A 14,475-nucleotide genomic window follows, 5' to 3' on the forward strand; every position below is an offset into this window, starting at 1 on the left:
TTACTCCCCTTTGCCGCCAGCGGCTTTGTCAGCTGCCTGAGCGGGGGCCGGGTTCTTGGCTACGTTGGTCGCTTCAGTCGGGTTGACCTGAACACCTGGTCGAACATATTGCAGGCCTTCGGTGATCAGACGATCGCCGGCTTTCAGGCCATCCTCGATCAGCCACTGGCTGCCGACGGTGCGACTGGCCTTGAGCTGACGCAGTTCAACCTTGTTGTCCGGGCCGACAACCAGTGCGGTCGGGGTGCCCTTGAGGTCGCGGGTCACGCCTTGCTGCGGCGCCAGAATGGCGGCAGCGTTGACCCCAGCCTGCAACTGGGCACGGACGAACATGCCGGGCAGCAGGGTGTGATCCGGGTTCGGGAACACGGCACGCAAGGTCACGGAGCCGGTAGTCGGATCAACCGACACTTCGGAGAATTCCAGCTTACCGTCGAGCTTGTACTGGCTGCCGTCTTCGAGGGTCAGTTTGACCGCTGCCGAGTTGTCGCCGACCTTCTGCAGGCGACCGCTTTCCAGCTCGCGGCGCAGTTCCAGCAGTTCAACCGAGGACTGGGTGACATCGACGTAGATCGGGTCCAGTTGCTGGATCGTCGCCATCGCGTCAGCCTGGCCATTGCTGACCAGCGCACCTTCAGTCACCGAAGAGCGGCCGATACGCCCGGAGAGCGGTGCGTAGACCTTGGTGTAACGCAGGTTGATCTGCGCGCTCTGCAGCGAGGCTTCCGACTCCATGCGGTTGGACACGGCAGTGTCGTATTCCTGGCGGCTTACGGCCTGCTCGTCAACCAGTTGCTTGTAGCGGTCGGAGATCGACTTGGTCGAACGCAGGTTGGCTTCGGCGCTTTTCAGGGTGGCTTCATAGACGGCCGGGTCGATCTGATACAGCTGCTGACCGGCCTTGACGTCGCTGCCTTCCTTGAACAGGCGCTTGAGAATGATGCCGTTGACCTGTGGTCGAACTTCAGCGATGCGGTACGCACTGGTGCGGCCCGGCAGTTCGGACGTGAGTGTAAAGGCTTGTGGTTGCAGGGTGACGACGCCGACCTGAGGAGGCGGAGCGGCTGGGGCCGCTTCTTCCTTTTTACATCCGCTGAGCAGCGATGCCAGGGCGACGGCAGTGACCAGAGCGGTAACAGCTGGCTTGAATTGCATGAAGATCCTCGGGTCAGGCGCGCACAGTGCGCACAAGAAGTGTGGAAGGGTAAAAAAATCGGGTCGAGTGGATAAGTAGCTTGCTAAGGAATATACTTACGTTCATGGTTGTTTGTAAATAGCTTGGCGTCGTACCCACCCTGTTACAAAATGCGTCGCAACGTTTGAAATTGTAGGCCGGGGAGCCGATTCGTGAGAGATCGGCCCCCTCTTTATTCAGCGGATATTCAGCCATCCCTGAAACATCCTGTTTGAGGTTTTACTGCCATGGTCCGTCGTACCAAAGAGGAAGCTCAGGAAACGCGCAGCCAGATTCTCGAAGCGGCCGAGAAAGCGTTTTATGAAAGAGGCGTGGCCCGCACGACCCTGGCGGATATCGCAACGCTGGCTGGCGTCACGCGCGGTGCCATCTACTGGCATTTCAGCAACAAGGCGGATCTGGTGCAGGCGATGCTCGACAGCCTGCATGAACCGCTGGATGAATTGGCGAAGGCCAGCGAGAGCGAGGACGAACTCGACCCACTGGGGTGCATGCGCAAGCTGTTGATCCATCTGTTCCATCAGGTAGCCCTGGATCCGAAGACCCGTCGCATCAACGAGATTCTTTTTCATAAGTGCGAATTCACCGATGAAATGTGCGATCTGCGCCAGCAGCGCCGCACGGCCAGTCTCGATTGCAACCTGCGCATCGGCCTGACCTTGCGTAATGCGGTAAATCGCGGCCAGTTGCCGGAAGATCTCGACACTGCCCGGGCGGCCATCAGCATTCATGCGTATATCGATGGCCTCCTGTATGGATGGCTATTGGCGCCGGACAGCTTTCAATTGCATGCCGAAGCCGAGCGCTGGGTCGATACAGGGCTGGACATGCTGCGCCTGAGCCCCAGCCTGCGCAAATGAAACAAAATGCGTAATTGGCACAGGTTATGTCAATCGGCCTGCTTTTATATAGACCCGAACCGCGAGTTTAAACGTAGCGAGCTACGGATTTTGTAGGGATTTTGTGTCTTCGCTGTGAACGAATGTTAGCTGTCGCCAATAATGACAGCATCACCTTGTGGGAGCAGGCTTGCTCGCGAAGGCGTCTGAACATTCAATACATCTGCCGACGGTCATACCGCTTCGCGAGCAAGCCCGCTCCCACAATGGAGCTTCAGCGATTGCGGGGCAAAACCCAAGAAAAAGCCCCCGACTTTCACAAGTCGGGGGCTTTTGTGTTTCTGCGGCTTCGTACTGAATAACGCTTACAGCGTCGGGTAGTCGATGTAACCGACCGGGCCCTTGCCGTAGAACAGCTCAGGGCGCGGATCGTTCAGCGGTGCATCGGCCTTCAGACGTGCCGGCAGGTCCGGGTTGGCAATGAACGGTACGCCGAACGCCACCGCGTCAGCCTTGCCTTCTGCCAGCCAGGCATTGGCGCTGTCCTTGGTGAAGCGTTCGTTGGCGATGTACGCGCCGCCGAAGGCTTCTTTCAGCTGTGGGCCGAGGCTGTCGGCGCCTTCTTTTTCGCGGGAGCAGATGAAGGCGATGCCACGCTTGCCCAGCTCGCGAGCCACGTAAGTGAAGGTCTCGGCCAGATTGTCGTCGCCCATGTCGTGGGAGTCGGCGCGTGGCGCCAGGTGCACGCCGACGCGGCCGGCGCCCCAGACGTCGATCGCCGCGTCAGTCACTTCCAGCAGCAGACGTGCACGGTTTTCCAGGGAGCCGCCGTAGTTGTCGGTGCGCTGGTTGGTGCTGCTTTGCAGGAACTGGTCGAGCAGGTAGCCGTTGGCGCCGTGGATTTCCACGCCGTCGAACCCGGCGGCCTTGGCGTTCTCGGCACCGGTGCGGTAGGCGTCCACGATCTCGGCGATTTCAGCGGTTTCCAGGGCACGTGGAGTCGGGTAGTCGGCCAGTGGGCGAACCAGGCTGACGTGACCTTTAGGCTGGATGGCGCTCGGCGCGACCGGAGTTTCACCGTTGAGGTACGACGGGTGCGAGATGCGGCCGACGTGCCACAGTTGCAGGACGATCTTGCCGCCGGCAGCGTGCACGGCCTTGGTCACGTTGGTCCAGCCGCGCACCTGATCGTTGGACCAGATACCCGGGGTGTCCGGGTAGCCAACGCCCATCGGCGTCACCGAGGTGGCTTCGGAGAGGATCAGGCCGGCAGAGGCGCGTTGCACGTAGTACTCGGCCATCAGCGCGTTCGGCACGCGGCCTTCATCGGCGCGGCAGCGGGTCAGCGGGGCCATGATGATGCGGTTGGACAGCTCGAGGTCGCCCAGTTTGATCGGATCGAAAATAGTTGCCATGTGTACAACCCTCGTCAGTTAAGTGGTTAATCAGTGGGTAGCAGGGGCCAGGCCGGCATCGCCGTTCTGACGGAAAGTGATCAGGGTCACCAGCAGCGCGAGCACGGCCAGCGCGGCGGCGGCCAAGGGCACGCTGGTCAGGCCGAAACCGTGGGCGATGACGCTGCCGCCGACCCAGGCGCCCAAGGCGTTGCCGATGTTGAAAGCGCCGATGTTCAGGGTCGACACCAGGTTCGGTGCGGCCTTGCCGAAGGTCACCACGTTGACTTGCAGCGCCGGGACGGCGGCAAACGAAGCGGTGGCCCAGAGGAACAGGGTGATTTCAGTCGGGATCAGCGCCACGCTGGTCCAGCTCAACACGGTGGAGACCACCGCCATCGCCACGAACACGCCGATCAGGGTCGCGCCGAGGCGCTTGTCCGCCAATTTGCCGCCGATGATGTTGCCCACCGTCAGACCGAGGCCGATCAGCAGCAGGGTCCAGGTCACGCCTTTGGGCGAGACGCCGGTGACATCGCCGAGCAGCGGCGCGACGTAGGTGAAGAGGGTGAACATCGATGCGGCGAACAGCGCGGTCATGCTCAGCGACAACCAGATGCCGGCGCCTTTCAGGGCGGCGAGTTCGGCGCGCATGTCGAGTTTTTCTTCGTCACGCTTGGCCGGCAGAAAGCGGATCAGACCGATCAGTGCCACAACACCAATCACGGTCACCGCCCAGAACGTCGAACGCCAGCCGGCTTCCTGACCCAGTGCTGTGCCCAGCGGTACACCGAGGACGTTGGCCAGGGTCAGGCCGGTGAACATCAGCGCCACGGCGGATGCGCGTTTGTTCGGCGCTACCAGTCCGGCAGCTACAACAGAACCGATACCGAAGAACGCACCGTGGCACAGCGCGGTGACGACACGGGCGAACATCAGCACGTTGTAGTCACTGGCAATGGCGCACAGCAGGTTACCGACGATGAAAATGCCCATCAGCGCTACCAGTGCGGCCTTGCGCGGCAGTCTGGCGGTGGCCAGTGCCATGAACGGCGCACCGATGGCCACGCCCAGGGCGTAACCGGTCACCAGCCAGCCGGCGCCCGGGATCGACACACCGAGGTCGGCCGCCACATCGGGCAGCAGGCCCATGATGACGAACTCGGTGGTACCGATGGCGAAGGCGCTCAAGGCCAGGATGAGTAGCGAGAGGGGCATTTGAATCAATTCCTTGTGGGAGCGCTGAGCTCTTTGACGATGGCGTCGAGGAACGCCTGGATCACGTCCTCGTTGCGTTTGAAGAAGTGCCACTGGCCGGCTTTCTGGCTGCTGATCAAACCTGCGCGTTGCAGGGTCGCCAGGTGGGCGGAAACGGTCGACTGCGACAGGCCGCAGCGTTGATCGATCTGCCCGGCGCAGATGCCGTACTCGTGGTTGTGAATCTGCTCAGGAAACTGGGCTTTGGGGTCTTTCAGCCAGATGAGAATGTCTCGCCGTACTGGGTGTGCCAGGGCTTTTATTATTTCGTCGAGGTCGAGGTTCATGGCTTTATGCTCGTGATGTGTAGCGTTATATCGCGATGAGGCGAACTTTAAATCGGTATTTCGCGATATACCAATATGAATTTGATCTGACGACCGCATAAATCGGTATATCGGGTTATAACGATATGTGTGCTGTAACGATGAAAGCGCGCAGTGCTAAGCTGCGCCCATGAACTATCTCGCACATTTACACCTCGGAGGCCAGCGCCCCGAGCAATTACTTGGCAGCCTGTATGGCGATTTCGTCAAAGGACGGCTGCAGGGGCAGTTTGCTCCGCAGATCGAAGCAGCGATTCAGCTGCACCGGCGAATCGATGTGTTCACCGATCGCCACCCTTTGGTGGACATCGCCCTCGGACGTTTCTCCGAGACCCGGCGGCGTTATGCCGGGATTGTCCTTGATGTGTTTTTCGACCATTGCCTGGCGCGGGACTGGAGGCAGTACGCCGATCAGCCGCTGGAGCACTTCACCCGCGACGTTTATCGAGTGCTGTCGAGCGAGCCGCAACTGCCGGAACGCCTGGCGAAAATCGCCCCGCACATGGTCGCCAATGACTGGTTGGGTTCGTATCAGCAATTCGAAGTGCTGGACCAGGTGCTGCGCGGGATCTCGCGGCGTCTGACTCGGCCTGAGGAGCTGGCGGGGGCGATGCAGGAATTGCGGCGGTTGTATGAGCCGCTGAGTGAGGATTTCCGCTTGTTCTATCCGCAGCTTCAAGAATTTGCACAACATCAGCCATCCCCCTGAAACCTTGTAGGAGTGAGCCTGCTCGCGATAGCGGTGGATCAGTCAAATAAATATCGACCGACCCTCCGCTATCGCGAGCAGGCTCACTCCTACAAATGGGATCTGTGTTTCAGGCGGCGATCAATTCGCCGGCGCGACGCGGTTCGGCAGGTTTGGCCACTTCACCAAACAACGCCTTCTGCACCGCCTGCTGTGCTTCGAACGCCAGTGCTGCACGCTCGCGACCCACGCAGGCAATCGGCTTGAGCACATGAATCTCGACATCGCCGCAGTCGTTGCTGAACAGACGCATCAGGTGCGACAGCAAATCATCGTCGCCAATGAACGGTGCCAGCGTGTCGATTTCGCCATCGCGCAGATAACGGATCGCCACCGGCTGCAGCATCACCTCCGAATCAATCGCCGCCGACAGCAGGCGACCATGGAAGGTGCGCAGCGAACGGCCATCGGTGGTGGTGCCTTCCGGGAACATCAGCAGCGGATGTTGCGTTTGCAGGTGACGGGTCATCTGTTTGCGGATCAACTGGCTGTCGCCCGAGCCGCGACGGATGAACAGACTGCCGGCCTTCGCCGCCAGCCAACCGGCCACCGGCCAGGTGCGCACTTCGGCCTTGGACAGAAACGACAGCGGCGTGAGCATGCCCAGCAGCGGAATGTCAGTCCATGACACATGATTGCTGACCCACAGCATCGGCTGCTTCGGCAACTCGCCGTGCACGGTTACGCGAAAGGGCAGGGCATTGCTCAGACGCGCCATGAAAAACCGCGACCAGCGCTGCCGACGTTGCATCGAGTGCGCCAGGCCCAGACGTTCGAACATCCCGAAGACGCTGGCCATGGTCAAGCCCAGCGCCACCACCAGCAGCACCCGCGCGATCCGCGCGTACACGCGCAACCGGCTCATCACACGGCCGCCTTGAAGTGTTTGGCGTAGCGCGGGCAGAGTTCGTCGCGCTTGAGCAGGATGAACACGTCGGCGACCTGGAAGTCTTCGTCCCAGCACGGCTCGCCGCAGATCTTCGCACCCAGGCGCATGTAGGCCTTGAGCAGCGGCGGCATTTCGGCGATCACGTTCGACGGGATATCCAGCGACGGCAGCGGATTCTTCGGTTCGGCGCGCAAGTGTTCGGTGCACAGATAACGTTCGCGCAGACGCTGCATGATCGCGTGGGCCTGCACACCGCCGTCCTGCATCGGAATACTCGCGCAACCCATCAGGTAGCTGTAGCCGCCCTGATTCAACACTTCGGCCAGTTCACCCCAGAGCACGGCGATGGTGCCGCCGTTGCGGTAGGCCGGGTCGACGCAGGTGCGGCCGATTTCGAGGATCGGCCCTTGCAGATGGGCGAGGCCATGCAGGCTGAATTCTTCTTCGCTGTAAAAACGGCCCAGACTGCTGGCAGCGGTGTGATCGAGCAGACGGGTAGTCGCCACCAGGCGCCCGGTGTTCAGGTCACGCACGCCGATGTGGCTGCAGTGAACATCATAGTCATCCATGTCCAGACCCAGCTCCGCGCCTTTCAGCTTGGCGTTGAACTCGCCGCTGAACACGTTGAAGCGCAGGGCCTGGGCTTGCTGCAAGGCCTCGGCGCCGATCAGGCGTTCGGCTTGCAGGCGGCGTTCATTGCCGGTGTCGCTGATGCGGGCGATCTGAGTCATTGGAATCTCCGTACGGGCCTTGAACCCGTCGTGGGTTGCAGTCGATCGACTTTCTTTATGCAGCCATGTTGTGCAAAGTCAGGCTATGTAGCCCCGGTGTCATCGCCATGAACGTTTGGTGATGCTTGTATGACAGCCCACAAGGAGCCTCTTATGCCCTGGCCAACCCTGCTCGAAAGTCGTGAACGCCTGCCCGCCGTCGCTGATCTGGCGGAAGGTTTCGCCACGTTGTTGCATCAACTGGGCAGCGTGACGCCGTTCGAACTGGCGGTGGCCGGAGGGCGGCGGATGGCGACGCCGGGGCTGGCGTTTCTGGTGGGGTATCAGGCGGCATTGCGCATGCTCTGGCCGAGCGCTCCGCCGAGTCTTGGCGCGTTGTGTGCGACCGAACAGCGCAGCTTGCGCCCGGCGGACATGCAGACGCGTCTGACGGATTTGCGCCTCAACGGACAAAAGGATTTCGTCACCGCAGGGGATGCGGCGGATTGGCTATTGATCGCCGCGCGCAGTGACGAACCCGGCGAAACGCCGCGCCTGAGTCTGGCGGTGGTCTATCCCGGCGAACCCGGCGTGCGCGTGGAAAAACTCCCGGCGCTGCCGCTGATGCCGGACATCAGTCACGGTCGTCTGCATCTGGACGACGCCTTGTGCGAGTTGCTCGCGGGGGACGGCTGGGATGCTTATGTGAAGCCGTTCCGCACTCTGGAGGATGTTTACGTGTTGAGCGCGATGACCGCGTGGCTGTATGGCGTCGGTCAGGACAGCGGCTGGTCGCAGCCGCTGCTGTTACGCTTGCTGGCGCTGCTGGGCGGGTGTGCGGAAGCGAGTCGCCAGCCGCCGAACAACCCGGCCGGGCATGTGCTGTTGGGTGGGTTGTTTGCGCAGTTCGATGCGTTCAAACCCGAGATCGATCGGGCGTTGGCCGAGGGTAATCCGGAGTGGGCGTTGATGTGGCAGCGTGATCAGTCAGTGATGCAGTTGGCGGCGGGCGCGCGGGCCAAGCGCTTGGCCAAGGCTTTGGCGGTGGGCTGACGGGCCCCTTCGCGAGCAAGCCCGCTCCCACAGGTTGACCGAGTTCCTTCAGCAGGAATGCGATCAAACTGTGGGAGCGGGCTTGCTCGCGAAGGCGGCCGCAAAATCACCACACCCCTGTCATAAACCCCGACTACTCTGAGCAAAGTCATTCCCAGAGCCCTCAACATGTACAAAGGCCTGTCCCTGTTTCTGCTGCTGATCAGCTTCACGGTTCAGGCCGGGCAATGGCCCGATGAACAATGGCCGACTGGCGCAAAAATCAGCGGCGCCGCGGTCGAGGCATTGGAAACTTACGCCTTCCCGCCTCGCGACGACACCACCCGCCAAGGCATCCGCACCGACGCCTTGCTGATCATCCGCGACGGCCAGTTGATCTACGAACGCTACGCCGGCCCGACCCGTGCCGAGACCCCGCACCTGACCTGGTCGATCAGCAAAAGCCTGATGGCCACGGTGCTTGGCGTGGCGTATGGCGAAGGGCTGTTCAAACTGGATGATCCGGTCTCGACGTTTTATCCGGCGCTGGAAAAACACCCGGCGATCACCGTGGCGGATCTGCTGCACTGGGCTTCCGGGCTGGACTGGCAGGAAGACTACGAATACGCGCCGCTGAAATCCTCGGTGGTAGCGATGCTCTACACCCGTGGGCACCGCGACATGCCAGGGTTCACCGCCGATCACGACGCCTACGCGCCGCCGGGGCAGGCGTTCCGTTACTCCAGTGGCGACAGCAATCTGTTGGCCGCTGCGTTGAAAGCCATGGTTGGCCCCCAGCGTTATCCCGACTATCCGTGGTCGGCGCTGTTCGAGCCGCTGGGCATCCGCCATGCCGTGTGGGAAACCGATGCCGGCGGCACGTTTGTCGCCTCTTCTTACGCGTATCTCACGGCGCGGGACCTGGCGCGGGTTGGCCTGTTGATGCAGCGCGATGGACGTTGGGGTGACCGGCAATTGCTGCCCAAGGATTGGGTCGCCTTCAACCGCACTCCCTTCGCCGGCTACAAGGCGCATCAGGACGAAGCGGTGCCCGGCGGCCAATGGTGGCTCAATCGCCCGGTGGATGCTGCCGCCGCGCCGTGGCCCGACGCGCCGCCCGACACCTTCGCCGCCCTTGGGCATTGGGGGCAGGCACTGTATGTGATCCCCAGCGAGAAACTGGTGATCGTGCGTTACGCCGATGATCGCGACGGCAGCTATCGCCATAACGAACTGCTCAGGCGCGTGCTCAAGGCGGTGCAGCCATGAAGCTGTTGAAACGGGCGCTGCTGCTGGTGCTGATCGTGCTCCTCTGCTGGATCTGGCTCGAGCGGGACAACCTGTGGGCCTTCCCCGATATCATCAGCGCGTACACCGCCAAGGAATATTGTTCGTGTCGTTATGTGATGAACAACGACGCCGAATATTGCCGCGGCTATGTGAAACAGTGGCTGCCAACCAGCCGCTTTACCGATGACAGCGCGAGCAAAACCATCACCGTCAGCGGCATTGGCCGCAGCAATAGTGCGCAGTGGTTGAGTGAACGGCAGGGCTGCCGCCTCAATCCCTGAAATCCTCGATCCTTCAGTCAATGAACAACCCTGTGGGAGCGGGCTTGCTCGCGAATACGGTGTGCCATTCAGCATTTGTGTTGACTGATTCACCGCCTTCGCGAGCAAGCCCGCTCCCACAGGGATTTTCACCAATCGATAGATTTGCGGCGATCAGTTTGCAATAACGGCGTGGGCGGTTAAGGTTCGTGCAGGTTTATCGCCCCCACGAGTATTCAATGTTCAACCGCTCCCTCTATAAAGCCCTCGCCAGTCTGCTGCTGGCTGCCGCCGCGCTGCCGGCGCAGGCCAACTGGTATCTGGATGGCGAGTCGTCGCGGCTATCGTTTGTCAGCACGAAAAACGCCCACATTTCCGAAGTGCAGCGCTTTCTGGTGTTGCACGGCAAGGTCGATCCCAGCGGTCGGGCCGAGGTTGAAGTCGAACTGGAGTCGATCAACAGCGGCATCCCGCTGCGCGACGAGCGCATGCGCAAGGAACTGTTCCAGATCGAGCAATTCCCCGAAGCGACCATCAGCACCCGGATCGACCTGCGCCCGATCAACGATCTGGCCCCCGGTGCGCAGCTGGAATTACGCTTGCCGCTGACCGTCAACCTGCACGGCAAGCAACATGAATACCCGGCAGAGTTGCTGGCCACCCGTCTCGATGACCGACGTTTTCAAGTGGTGACGCTGGAGCCGCTGGTGATCAACGCCGAGGATTTCGACCTGGTGCCGGGTTTGGAAACTCTGCGCAACCTGGCCGGTCTTTCGGCCATCAGTCTGTCGGTGCCGGTGGGTGCGGTGCTGATTTTCACGGCGCGCTGACATGCGCGGCGCGGTGTTCCCATGGCGCGACGGCAACCGCTTCGAGCTGTTGATCGACGGCCCGCAATTCTTCCCGCGCATGCTGGTGGAGATTGCCCGCGCCGAGGAACAGGTCGAGCTGGAGTTGTATCTGGTGGAGGCGGGCGCCTGTGCCGAAGCCGTGGTGCAGGCGCTGGTGCAGGCCGCCGAGCGCGGTGTGCGGGTGCGCTGCCTGTTCGATGACTACGGCAGCCTCGCGTTTACCCTGCACCTGCGTCAGCGCCTGATTCAGGCCGGGGTCGAGCTGCGGTTCTACAATCGCCTGAGCTGGCGGCGCTGGGTCGGCAACTTCTATCGCGATCACCGCAAACTGCTGCTGGTCGACCAGCGTCTGGCATTCGTCGGCGGCACCGGTGCGACCGATGAATTCTGGACGCCGGAACAGGACAGCAGTGAATGGCATGAAGTGATGGTGGAAATCAGCGGCCCGCTGGTGCTCGACTGGCAGATATTGTTCGACCGCCAATGGATCGCCAACCGCCATCGCCGGGCCTGGAAACCGTCGGCGCATGTCGGCCTGCCACGCCTGCCCAAGATGCCGGACATGGGCGAGGGCATGGGCCGTGTGGCCTACGCCGATGCGCGCCAGCATCGTGACATTCTGCAATCACTGTTCCGCGCCTTGAACAGCGGGCAGAAACGCATCTGGATGGCCACCCCGTATTTCCTGCCGACCTGGAACATTCGCCGTTCGCTGCGCAAGGCCGCTGCTCGCGGTGTCGACGTCCGGTTATTGCTCACCGGGCCGCGCACCGATCACCCGTCGGTGCGTTACGCCGGCCATCGCTACTACCCGCGCCTGCTCAAGGCCGGGGTGCAGATCTTCGAATACCAGCCGTGCTTCCTGCATCTGAAAATGGTGTTGGTGGACGAGTGGGTGAGTATCGGATCGTGCAACTTCGATCACTGGAACCTGCGCTTCAATCTGGAGGCGAATCTGGAGGCGCTGGACCCGTCGTTGACGGCAGCGGTGGTGCAGAGTTTCGAGAAGGATTTCGGTCTCAGCCAGCAGGTCAGTCTGGAGGAGTGGCAGCGCCGGCCGTTGTGGCGGCGGGTGAAGCAGAGGATCTGGGGCTGGGTGGATCGGTTGGTGGTCAACATTCTCGACAGACGTGGATAACGTCAATTTCGAAAATTACAGAAATCTAATGTGGGAGGGGGCTTGCTCCCGAAGGCGGAGTGTCATTCAGCATATAGGTAGCTGATACACCGCCTTCGGGAGCAAGCCCCCTCCCACAGGGTTTATGTGTTACATGAATAATTACAGCAACTCAAAGCTCTGCTGCGTCACATCCTGCGAATCCAGGCCAATCTGCACGTTGAACTTTCCAGGCTCGGCCGCGTACTTGAGCTGGGCGTTGTAGAACTTCAGGTCATCCTCGGTGATGGTGAAGTGCACGACTTTCTGTTCGCCGGCCTTGAGCATGATTTTCTGGAAGTTCTTCAGTTCTTTCACCGGGCGGATGATCGAGCCGGTGACGTCCTGAATGTACAGCTGCACCACGGTTTCGCCGTCGCGCTGACCGGTGTTTTTCAAGGTGACACTGGCGTCGAGCTTGCCGGTCTTGTTCAGGGTGGTCGAGGACAGCGCCATGTCGCTCAGGGCGAATTGGGTGTAGCTCAAGCCATAACCAAACGGGAACAGCGGCCCGGTGGTGTCATCGAAATACTGCGAGGTGTAGTTGCCCGGTTTGCCCGGTGTGAACGGCCGGCCAATGCTCAGGTGGTTGTAGTAGGTCGGGATCTGGCCCACCGAACGCGGGAAGGTCACCGGCAGTTTGCCCGACGGGTTGTAGTCGCCGAACAGCACATCAGCGATGGCGTTGCCGCCCTCGGTGCCGCTGAACCAGGTTTCCAGAATCGCATCAGCCGACTGGTTCTCTTCGAGAATGGTCAGCGGACGGCCGTTCATCAGCACCAGTACCAGCGGCTTGCCGGTGGCCTTGAGGGCGCGGATCAGCTCGCGCTGATTTTCCGGGATGTTCAGATCGGTGCGGCTCGAGGATTCGTGGGACATGCCACGGGACTCGCCAACGGCGGCGACGATCACGTCAGCGTCCTTGGCTGCCTTCACCGCTTCGTCGATCAACACGTTGGCCGGGCGTGGGTCATCGACCACTTCCGGGGCGTCGAAGTTGAGGAAGTTCAGGTAATCCAGCACTTTCTTGTCGCTGGTGATGTTCGCGCCACGGGCGTAGATCAGGTTGGCCTTGTCGCCAATCACCGAGCTCATGCCGTCGAACAGCGTGACCGATTGCGCCGGTTTACCCGCAGCAGCCCAGCTGCCCATTATGTCGATCGGCGCCTTGGCCAGCGGGCCGACCAGCGCGACTTTCGCGGTTTTCTTCAGCGGCAGGGTGTCGTTCTGGTTCTTCAGCAGCACCAGGCTGCGACGCGCGACGTCACGCGCGTCGGCGCGGTGCAGACGACTGTCGGCGTAGGTGTCCGCCGGATCATCCTCGGCTTTGCCGATACGCAGGTACGGATCCTTGAACAGGCCCATGTCGTACTTGGCGGCGAGCACTTCGCGCACCGCGTTATCGATGTCTTTCTGTTCGATCTCGCCGGACTTGAGCAGCCCCGGCAGCTCTTTGCCGTACAGGGTGTCGTTCATGCTCATGTCGATGCCGGCCTTGATCGCCAGCTTCGCCGCTTCGCGACCATCGGCGGCTACACCGTGCTTGATCAGCTCGAAGATCGCCCCGTGGTCGCTGACGGCCAGGCCCTTGAAGCCCCAGTCCTTGCGCAGCAGATCGTTCATCAGCCAGGTATTGGCGGTGGCCGGGATGCCGTTGATCGAGTTCAACGCCACCATCACCCCGCCGGCACCGGCGTCGATCGCCGCGCGGTACGGTGGCAGATAGTCCTGGTACATCTTCACCGGGCTCATGTCGACGACGTTGTAGTCGCGACCGCCCTCGACCGCGCCATACAGGGCGAAGTGCTTGACGCTGGCCATGATGCTGTCGGCCGCGCTCGGCGTGTCGCCCTGGTAGGCCTTGACCATCACTTTGGCGATGCGCGAGGTCAGGTAGGTGTCTTCACCGAAGCCTTCGGAGCTGCGGCCCCAGCGCGGATCGCGGGAGATGTCGACCATCGGCGCGAAGGTGATGTCGAGGCTGTCAGATGCAGCCTCTTTGGCGGCAACGCGCCCGGACCGACCGATGGCGTCCATGTCCCAGCTCGATGCCAGGGCCAGCGGGATCGGGAAAATCGTACGGTGACCGTGGATCACGTCGTACGCAAAAAACATCGGAATCTTCAGGCGACTGCGCATCGCCGCGTCCTGCATCGGACGGTTTTCCGGGCGGGTGATCGAGTTGAACGTTCCGCCGATATTGCCGGCGGCGATCTCTTTGCGGATCAGTTCGCGGGGCATTTCCGGGCCGATGCTGATCAGGCGCAACTGGCCGATCTTTTCATCGAGGGTCATTTGTTTCATCAGATTGCTGATGAACGCGTCCTTGTTTTCCAAGGGTACCGGGGTCGTGGCGGCCAATACTTGATGACTGGCCAGGCTGACGAACAGGCCCAGCAAACACAGCTTCTTCATGAATATTTTTCTCAAGGGCCCAAGCGGCAATGCAATGCCGGCCAGCCAAAAGTTAGGGAGCGACTATTGTTGTTCGGGTGCAGGCTCAAAATGACCGAGCCAAAAACGCCCAC

General features: G+C 61.3%; 14 protein-coding genes and 1 pseudogene. 7 read left to right on the top strand and 8 right to left on the bottom strand.

Annotated features, from left to right (window positions below):
- Nucleotides 1–1,155 carry an efflux RND transporter periplasmic adaptor subunit EmhA gene (emhA, locus tag LCH64_RS24305; RefSeq protein ID WP_003222427.1) on the bottom strand — a complete coding sequence of 385 codons (1,155 nt, stop codon included), beginning with the start codon at nt 1,153–1,155 and terminating at the stop codon, nt 1–3.
- 267 nt (nt 1,156–1,422) lie between these two features.
- On the opposite strand from emhA, the gene emhR reads away from it, so the two are divergent.
- Nucleotides 1,423–2,055 carry an efflux system transcriptional repressor EmhR gene (gene emhR, locus LCH64_RS24310; RefSeq protein ID WP_045122322.1) on the top strand — a complete coding sequence of 211 codons (633 nt, stop codon included), beginning with the start codon at nt 1,423–1,425 and terminating at the stop codon, nt 2,053–2,055.
- A 344-nt stretch (nt 2,056–2,399) separates the two neighbouring features.
- Here the strand turns inward: emhR and LCH64_RS24315 are convergent, their stop codons facing one another.
- Genes LCH64_RS24315 through LCH64_RS24325 form a run of 3 tightly spaced genes read right to left on the bottom strand, consistent with a single transcriptional unit; the run spans nt 2,400 to nt 4,972 of the window.
- Entirely contained in the window at nt 2,400–3,449 is a 1,050-nt protein-coding gene (locus LCH64_RS24315) for an alkene reductase (protein WP_003222432.1), read from the bottom strand.
- 30 nt (nt 3,450–3,479) lie between these two features.
- Entirely contained in the window at nt 3,480–4,646 is a 1,167-nt protein-coding gene (locus LCH64_RS24320) for an MFS transporter (RefSeq protein ID WP_003222434.1), read from the bottom strand.
- Nucleotides 4,647–4,651: 5 nt separating this feature from the next.
- Nucleotides 4,652–4,972, bottom strand: coding sequence for a helix-turn-helix transcriptional regulator (locus tag LCH64_RS24325; RefSeq protein WP_003222436.1), 321 nt, complete (start codon nt 4,970–4,972; stop codon nt 4,652–4,654).
- 169 nt (nt 4,973–5,141) lie between these two features.
- On the opposite strand from LCH64_RS24325, the gene LCH64_RS24330 reads away from it, so the two are divergent.
- Entirely contained in the window at nt 5,142–5,720 is a 579-nt protein-coding gene (locus tag LCH64_RS24330; RefSeq protein WP_226501535.1) for an ACP phosphodiesterase, read from the top strand.
- A gap of 109 nt (nt 5,721–5,829) precedes the next feature.
- Here LCH64_RS24330 and LCH64_RS24335 read toward each other — a convergent pair whose 3' ends face one another.
- Both LCH64_RS24335 and olsB read right to left on the bottom strand, forming a co-directional pair.
- Nucleotides 5,830–6,624, bottom strand: coding sequence for a lysophospholipid acyltransferase family protein (locus tag LCH64_RS24335; protein WP_201135602.1), 795 nt, complete (start codon nt 6,622–6,624; stop codon nt 5,830–5,832).
- The gene (gene olsB / locus LCH64_RS24340) at nt 6,624–7,379 is read right to left on the bottom strand and encodes an L-ornithine N(alpha)-acyltransferase (protein WP_003222441.1); all 756 of its coding nucleotides are present in this window, start codon (nt 7,377–7,379) and stop codon (nt 6,624–6,626) included. Before olsB ends, LCH64_RS24335 begins: the two co-directional genes overlap by 1 nt.
- A gap of 153 nt (nt 7,380–7,532) precedes the next feature.
- Between olsB and LCH64_RS24345 the strand changes: the two genes are divergently transcribed.
- From LCH64_RS24345 to LCH64_RS24355, 3 genes are all read left to right on the top strand, one after another.
- Nucleotides 7,533–8,411: an acyl-CoA dehydrogenase family protein gene (locus LCH64_RS24345; protein ID WP_226501536.1), complete on the top strand. Its 879-nt coding sequence runs from the start codon at nt 7,533–7,535 to the stop codon at nt 8,409–8,411.
- A gap of 168 nt (nt 8,412–8,579) precedes the next feature.
- Nucleotides 8,580–9,659, top strand: a complete 1,080-nt coding sequence (locus LCH64_RS24350) for a serine hydrolase (protein WP_226501537.1) — start codon at nt 8,580–8,582, stop codon at nt 9,657–9,659.
- Nucleotides 9,656–9,961, top strand: coding sequence for an amidase (locus LCH64_RS24355; RefSeq protein ID WP_103485668.1), 306 nt, complete (start codon nt 9,656–9,658; stop codon nt 9,959–9,961). Before LCH64_RS24350 ends, LCH64_RS24355 begins: the two co-directional genes overlap by 4 nt.
- 30 nt (nt 9,962–9,991) lie before the next feature.
- Here the strand turns inward: LCH64_RS24355 and LCH64_RS28405 are convergent.
- A pseudogene (locus LCH64_RS28405) lies at nt 9,992–10,105 on the bottom strand (metal ABC transporter ATP-binding protein); the annotation flags it as partial.
- Between the two features lie 74 nt (nt 10,106–10,179).
- Here LCH64_RS28405 and LCH64_RS24365 point away from each other — a divergent pair.
- Both LCH64_RS24365 and LCH64_RS24370 read left to right on the top strand, forming a co-directional pair.
- Complete coding sequence (locus tag LCH64_RS24365) at nt 10,180–10,770, top strand: YceI family protein (protein ID WP_003222450.1); 591 nt, start codon at nt 10,180–10,182, stop codon at nt 10,768–10,770.
- Between the two features lies 1 nt (nt 10,771).
- The gene (locus LCH64_RS24370) at nt 10,772–11,929 is read left to right on the top strand and encodes a phosphatidylserine/phosphatidylglycerophosphate/cardiolipin synthase family protein (RefSeq protein ID WP_226501538.1); all 1,158 of its coding nucleotides are present in this window, start codon (nt 10,772–10,774) and stop codon (nt 11,927–11,929) included.
- A 141-nt stretch (nt 11,930–12,070) separates the two neighbouring features.
- Here LCH64_RS24370 and bglX read toward each other — a convergent pair whose 3' ends face one another.
- Nucleotides 12,071–14,362, bottom strand: coding sequence for a beta-glucosidase BglX (gene bglX, locus LCH64_RS24375; RefSeq protein ID WP_103522409.1), 2,292 nt, complete (start codon nt 14,360–14,362; stop codon nt 12,071–12,073).
- Nucleotides 14,363–14,475: the final 113 nt, after the last annotated feature.

It is taken from the genome of Pseudomonas sp. MWU16-30322, assembly GCF_020515535.1.
GTDB classification, from domain to species: Bacteria; Pseudomonadota; Gammaproteobacteria; order Pseudomonadales; family Pseudomonadaceae; genus Aquipseudomonas; species Aquipseudomonas fluorescens_H.

Excerpts from the sequence above, each read along its gene's own strand:
- LCH64_RS24315 (WP_003222432.1), bottom strand. The coding sequence starts at position 3,449 with ATGGCAACTATTTTCGATCCGATCAAACTGGGCGACCTCGAGCTGTCC.
- LCH64_RS24320 (WP_003222434.1), bottom strand. The coding sequence starts at position 4,646 with ATGCCCCTCTCGCTACTCATCCTGGCCTTGAGCGCCTTCGCCATCGGT.
- LCH64_RS24345 (WP_226501536.1), top strand. The coding sequence starts at position 7,533 with ATGCCCTGGCCAACCCTGCTCGAAAGTCGTGAACGCCTGCCCGCCGTC.
- LCH64_RS24355 (WP_103485668.1), top strand. The coding sequence starts at position 9,656 with ATGAAGCTGTTGAAACGGGCGCTGCTGCTGGTGCTGATCGTGCTCCTC.
- LCH64_RS24370 (WP_226501538.1), top strand. The coding sequence starts at position 10,772 with ATGCGCGGCGCGGTGTTCCCATGGCGCGACGGCAACCGCTTCGAGCTG.
- LCH64_RS24350 (WP_226501537.1), top strand. The coding sequence starts at position 8,580 with ATGTACAAAGGCCTGTCCCTGTTTCTGCTGCTGATCAGCTTCACGGTT.
- bglX (WP_103522409.1), bottom strand. The coding sequence starts at position 14,362 with ATGAAGAAGCTGTGTTTGCTGGGCCTGTTCGTCAGCCTGGCCAGTCAT.
- LCH64_RS24330 (WP_226501535.1), top strand. The coding sequence starts at position 5,142 with ATGAACTATCTCGCACATTTACACCTCGGAGGCCAGCGCCCCGAGCAA.
- LCH64_RS24335 (WP_201135602.1), bottom strand. The coding sequence starts at position 6,624 with ATGAGCCGGTTGCGCGTGTACGCGCGGATCGCGCGGGTGCTGCTGGTG.
- olsB (WP_003222441.1), bottom strand. The coding sequence starts at position 7,379 with ATGACTCAGATCGCCCGCATCAGCGACACCGGCAATGAACGCCGCCTG.
- LCH64_RS24325 (WP_003222436.1), bottom strand. The coding sequence starts at position 4,972 with ATGAACCTCGACCTCGACGAAATAATAAAAGCCCTGGCACACCCAGTA.
- emhA (WP_003222427.1), bottom strand. The coding sequence starts at position 1,155 with ATGCAATTCAAGCCAGCTGTTACCGCTCTGGTCACTGCCGTCGCCCTG.
- LCH64_RS24365 (WP_003222450.1), top strand. The coding sequence starts at position 10,180 with ATGTTCAACCGCTCCCTCTATAAAGCCCTCGCCAGTCTGCTGCTGGCT.
- emhR (WP_045122322.1), top strand. The coding sequence starts at position 1,423 with ATGGTCCGTCGTACCAAAGAGGAAGCTCAGGAAACGCGCAGCCAGATT.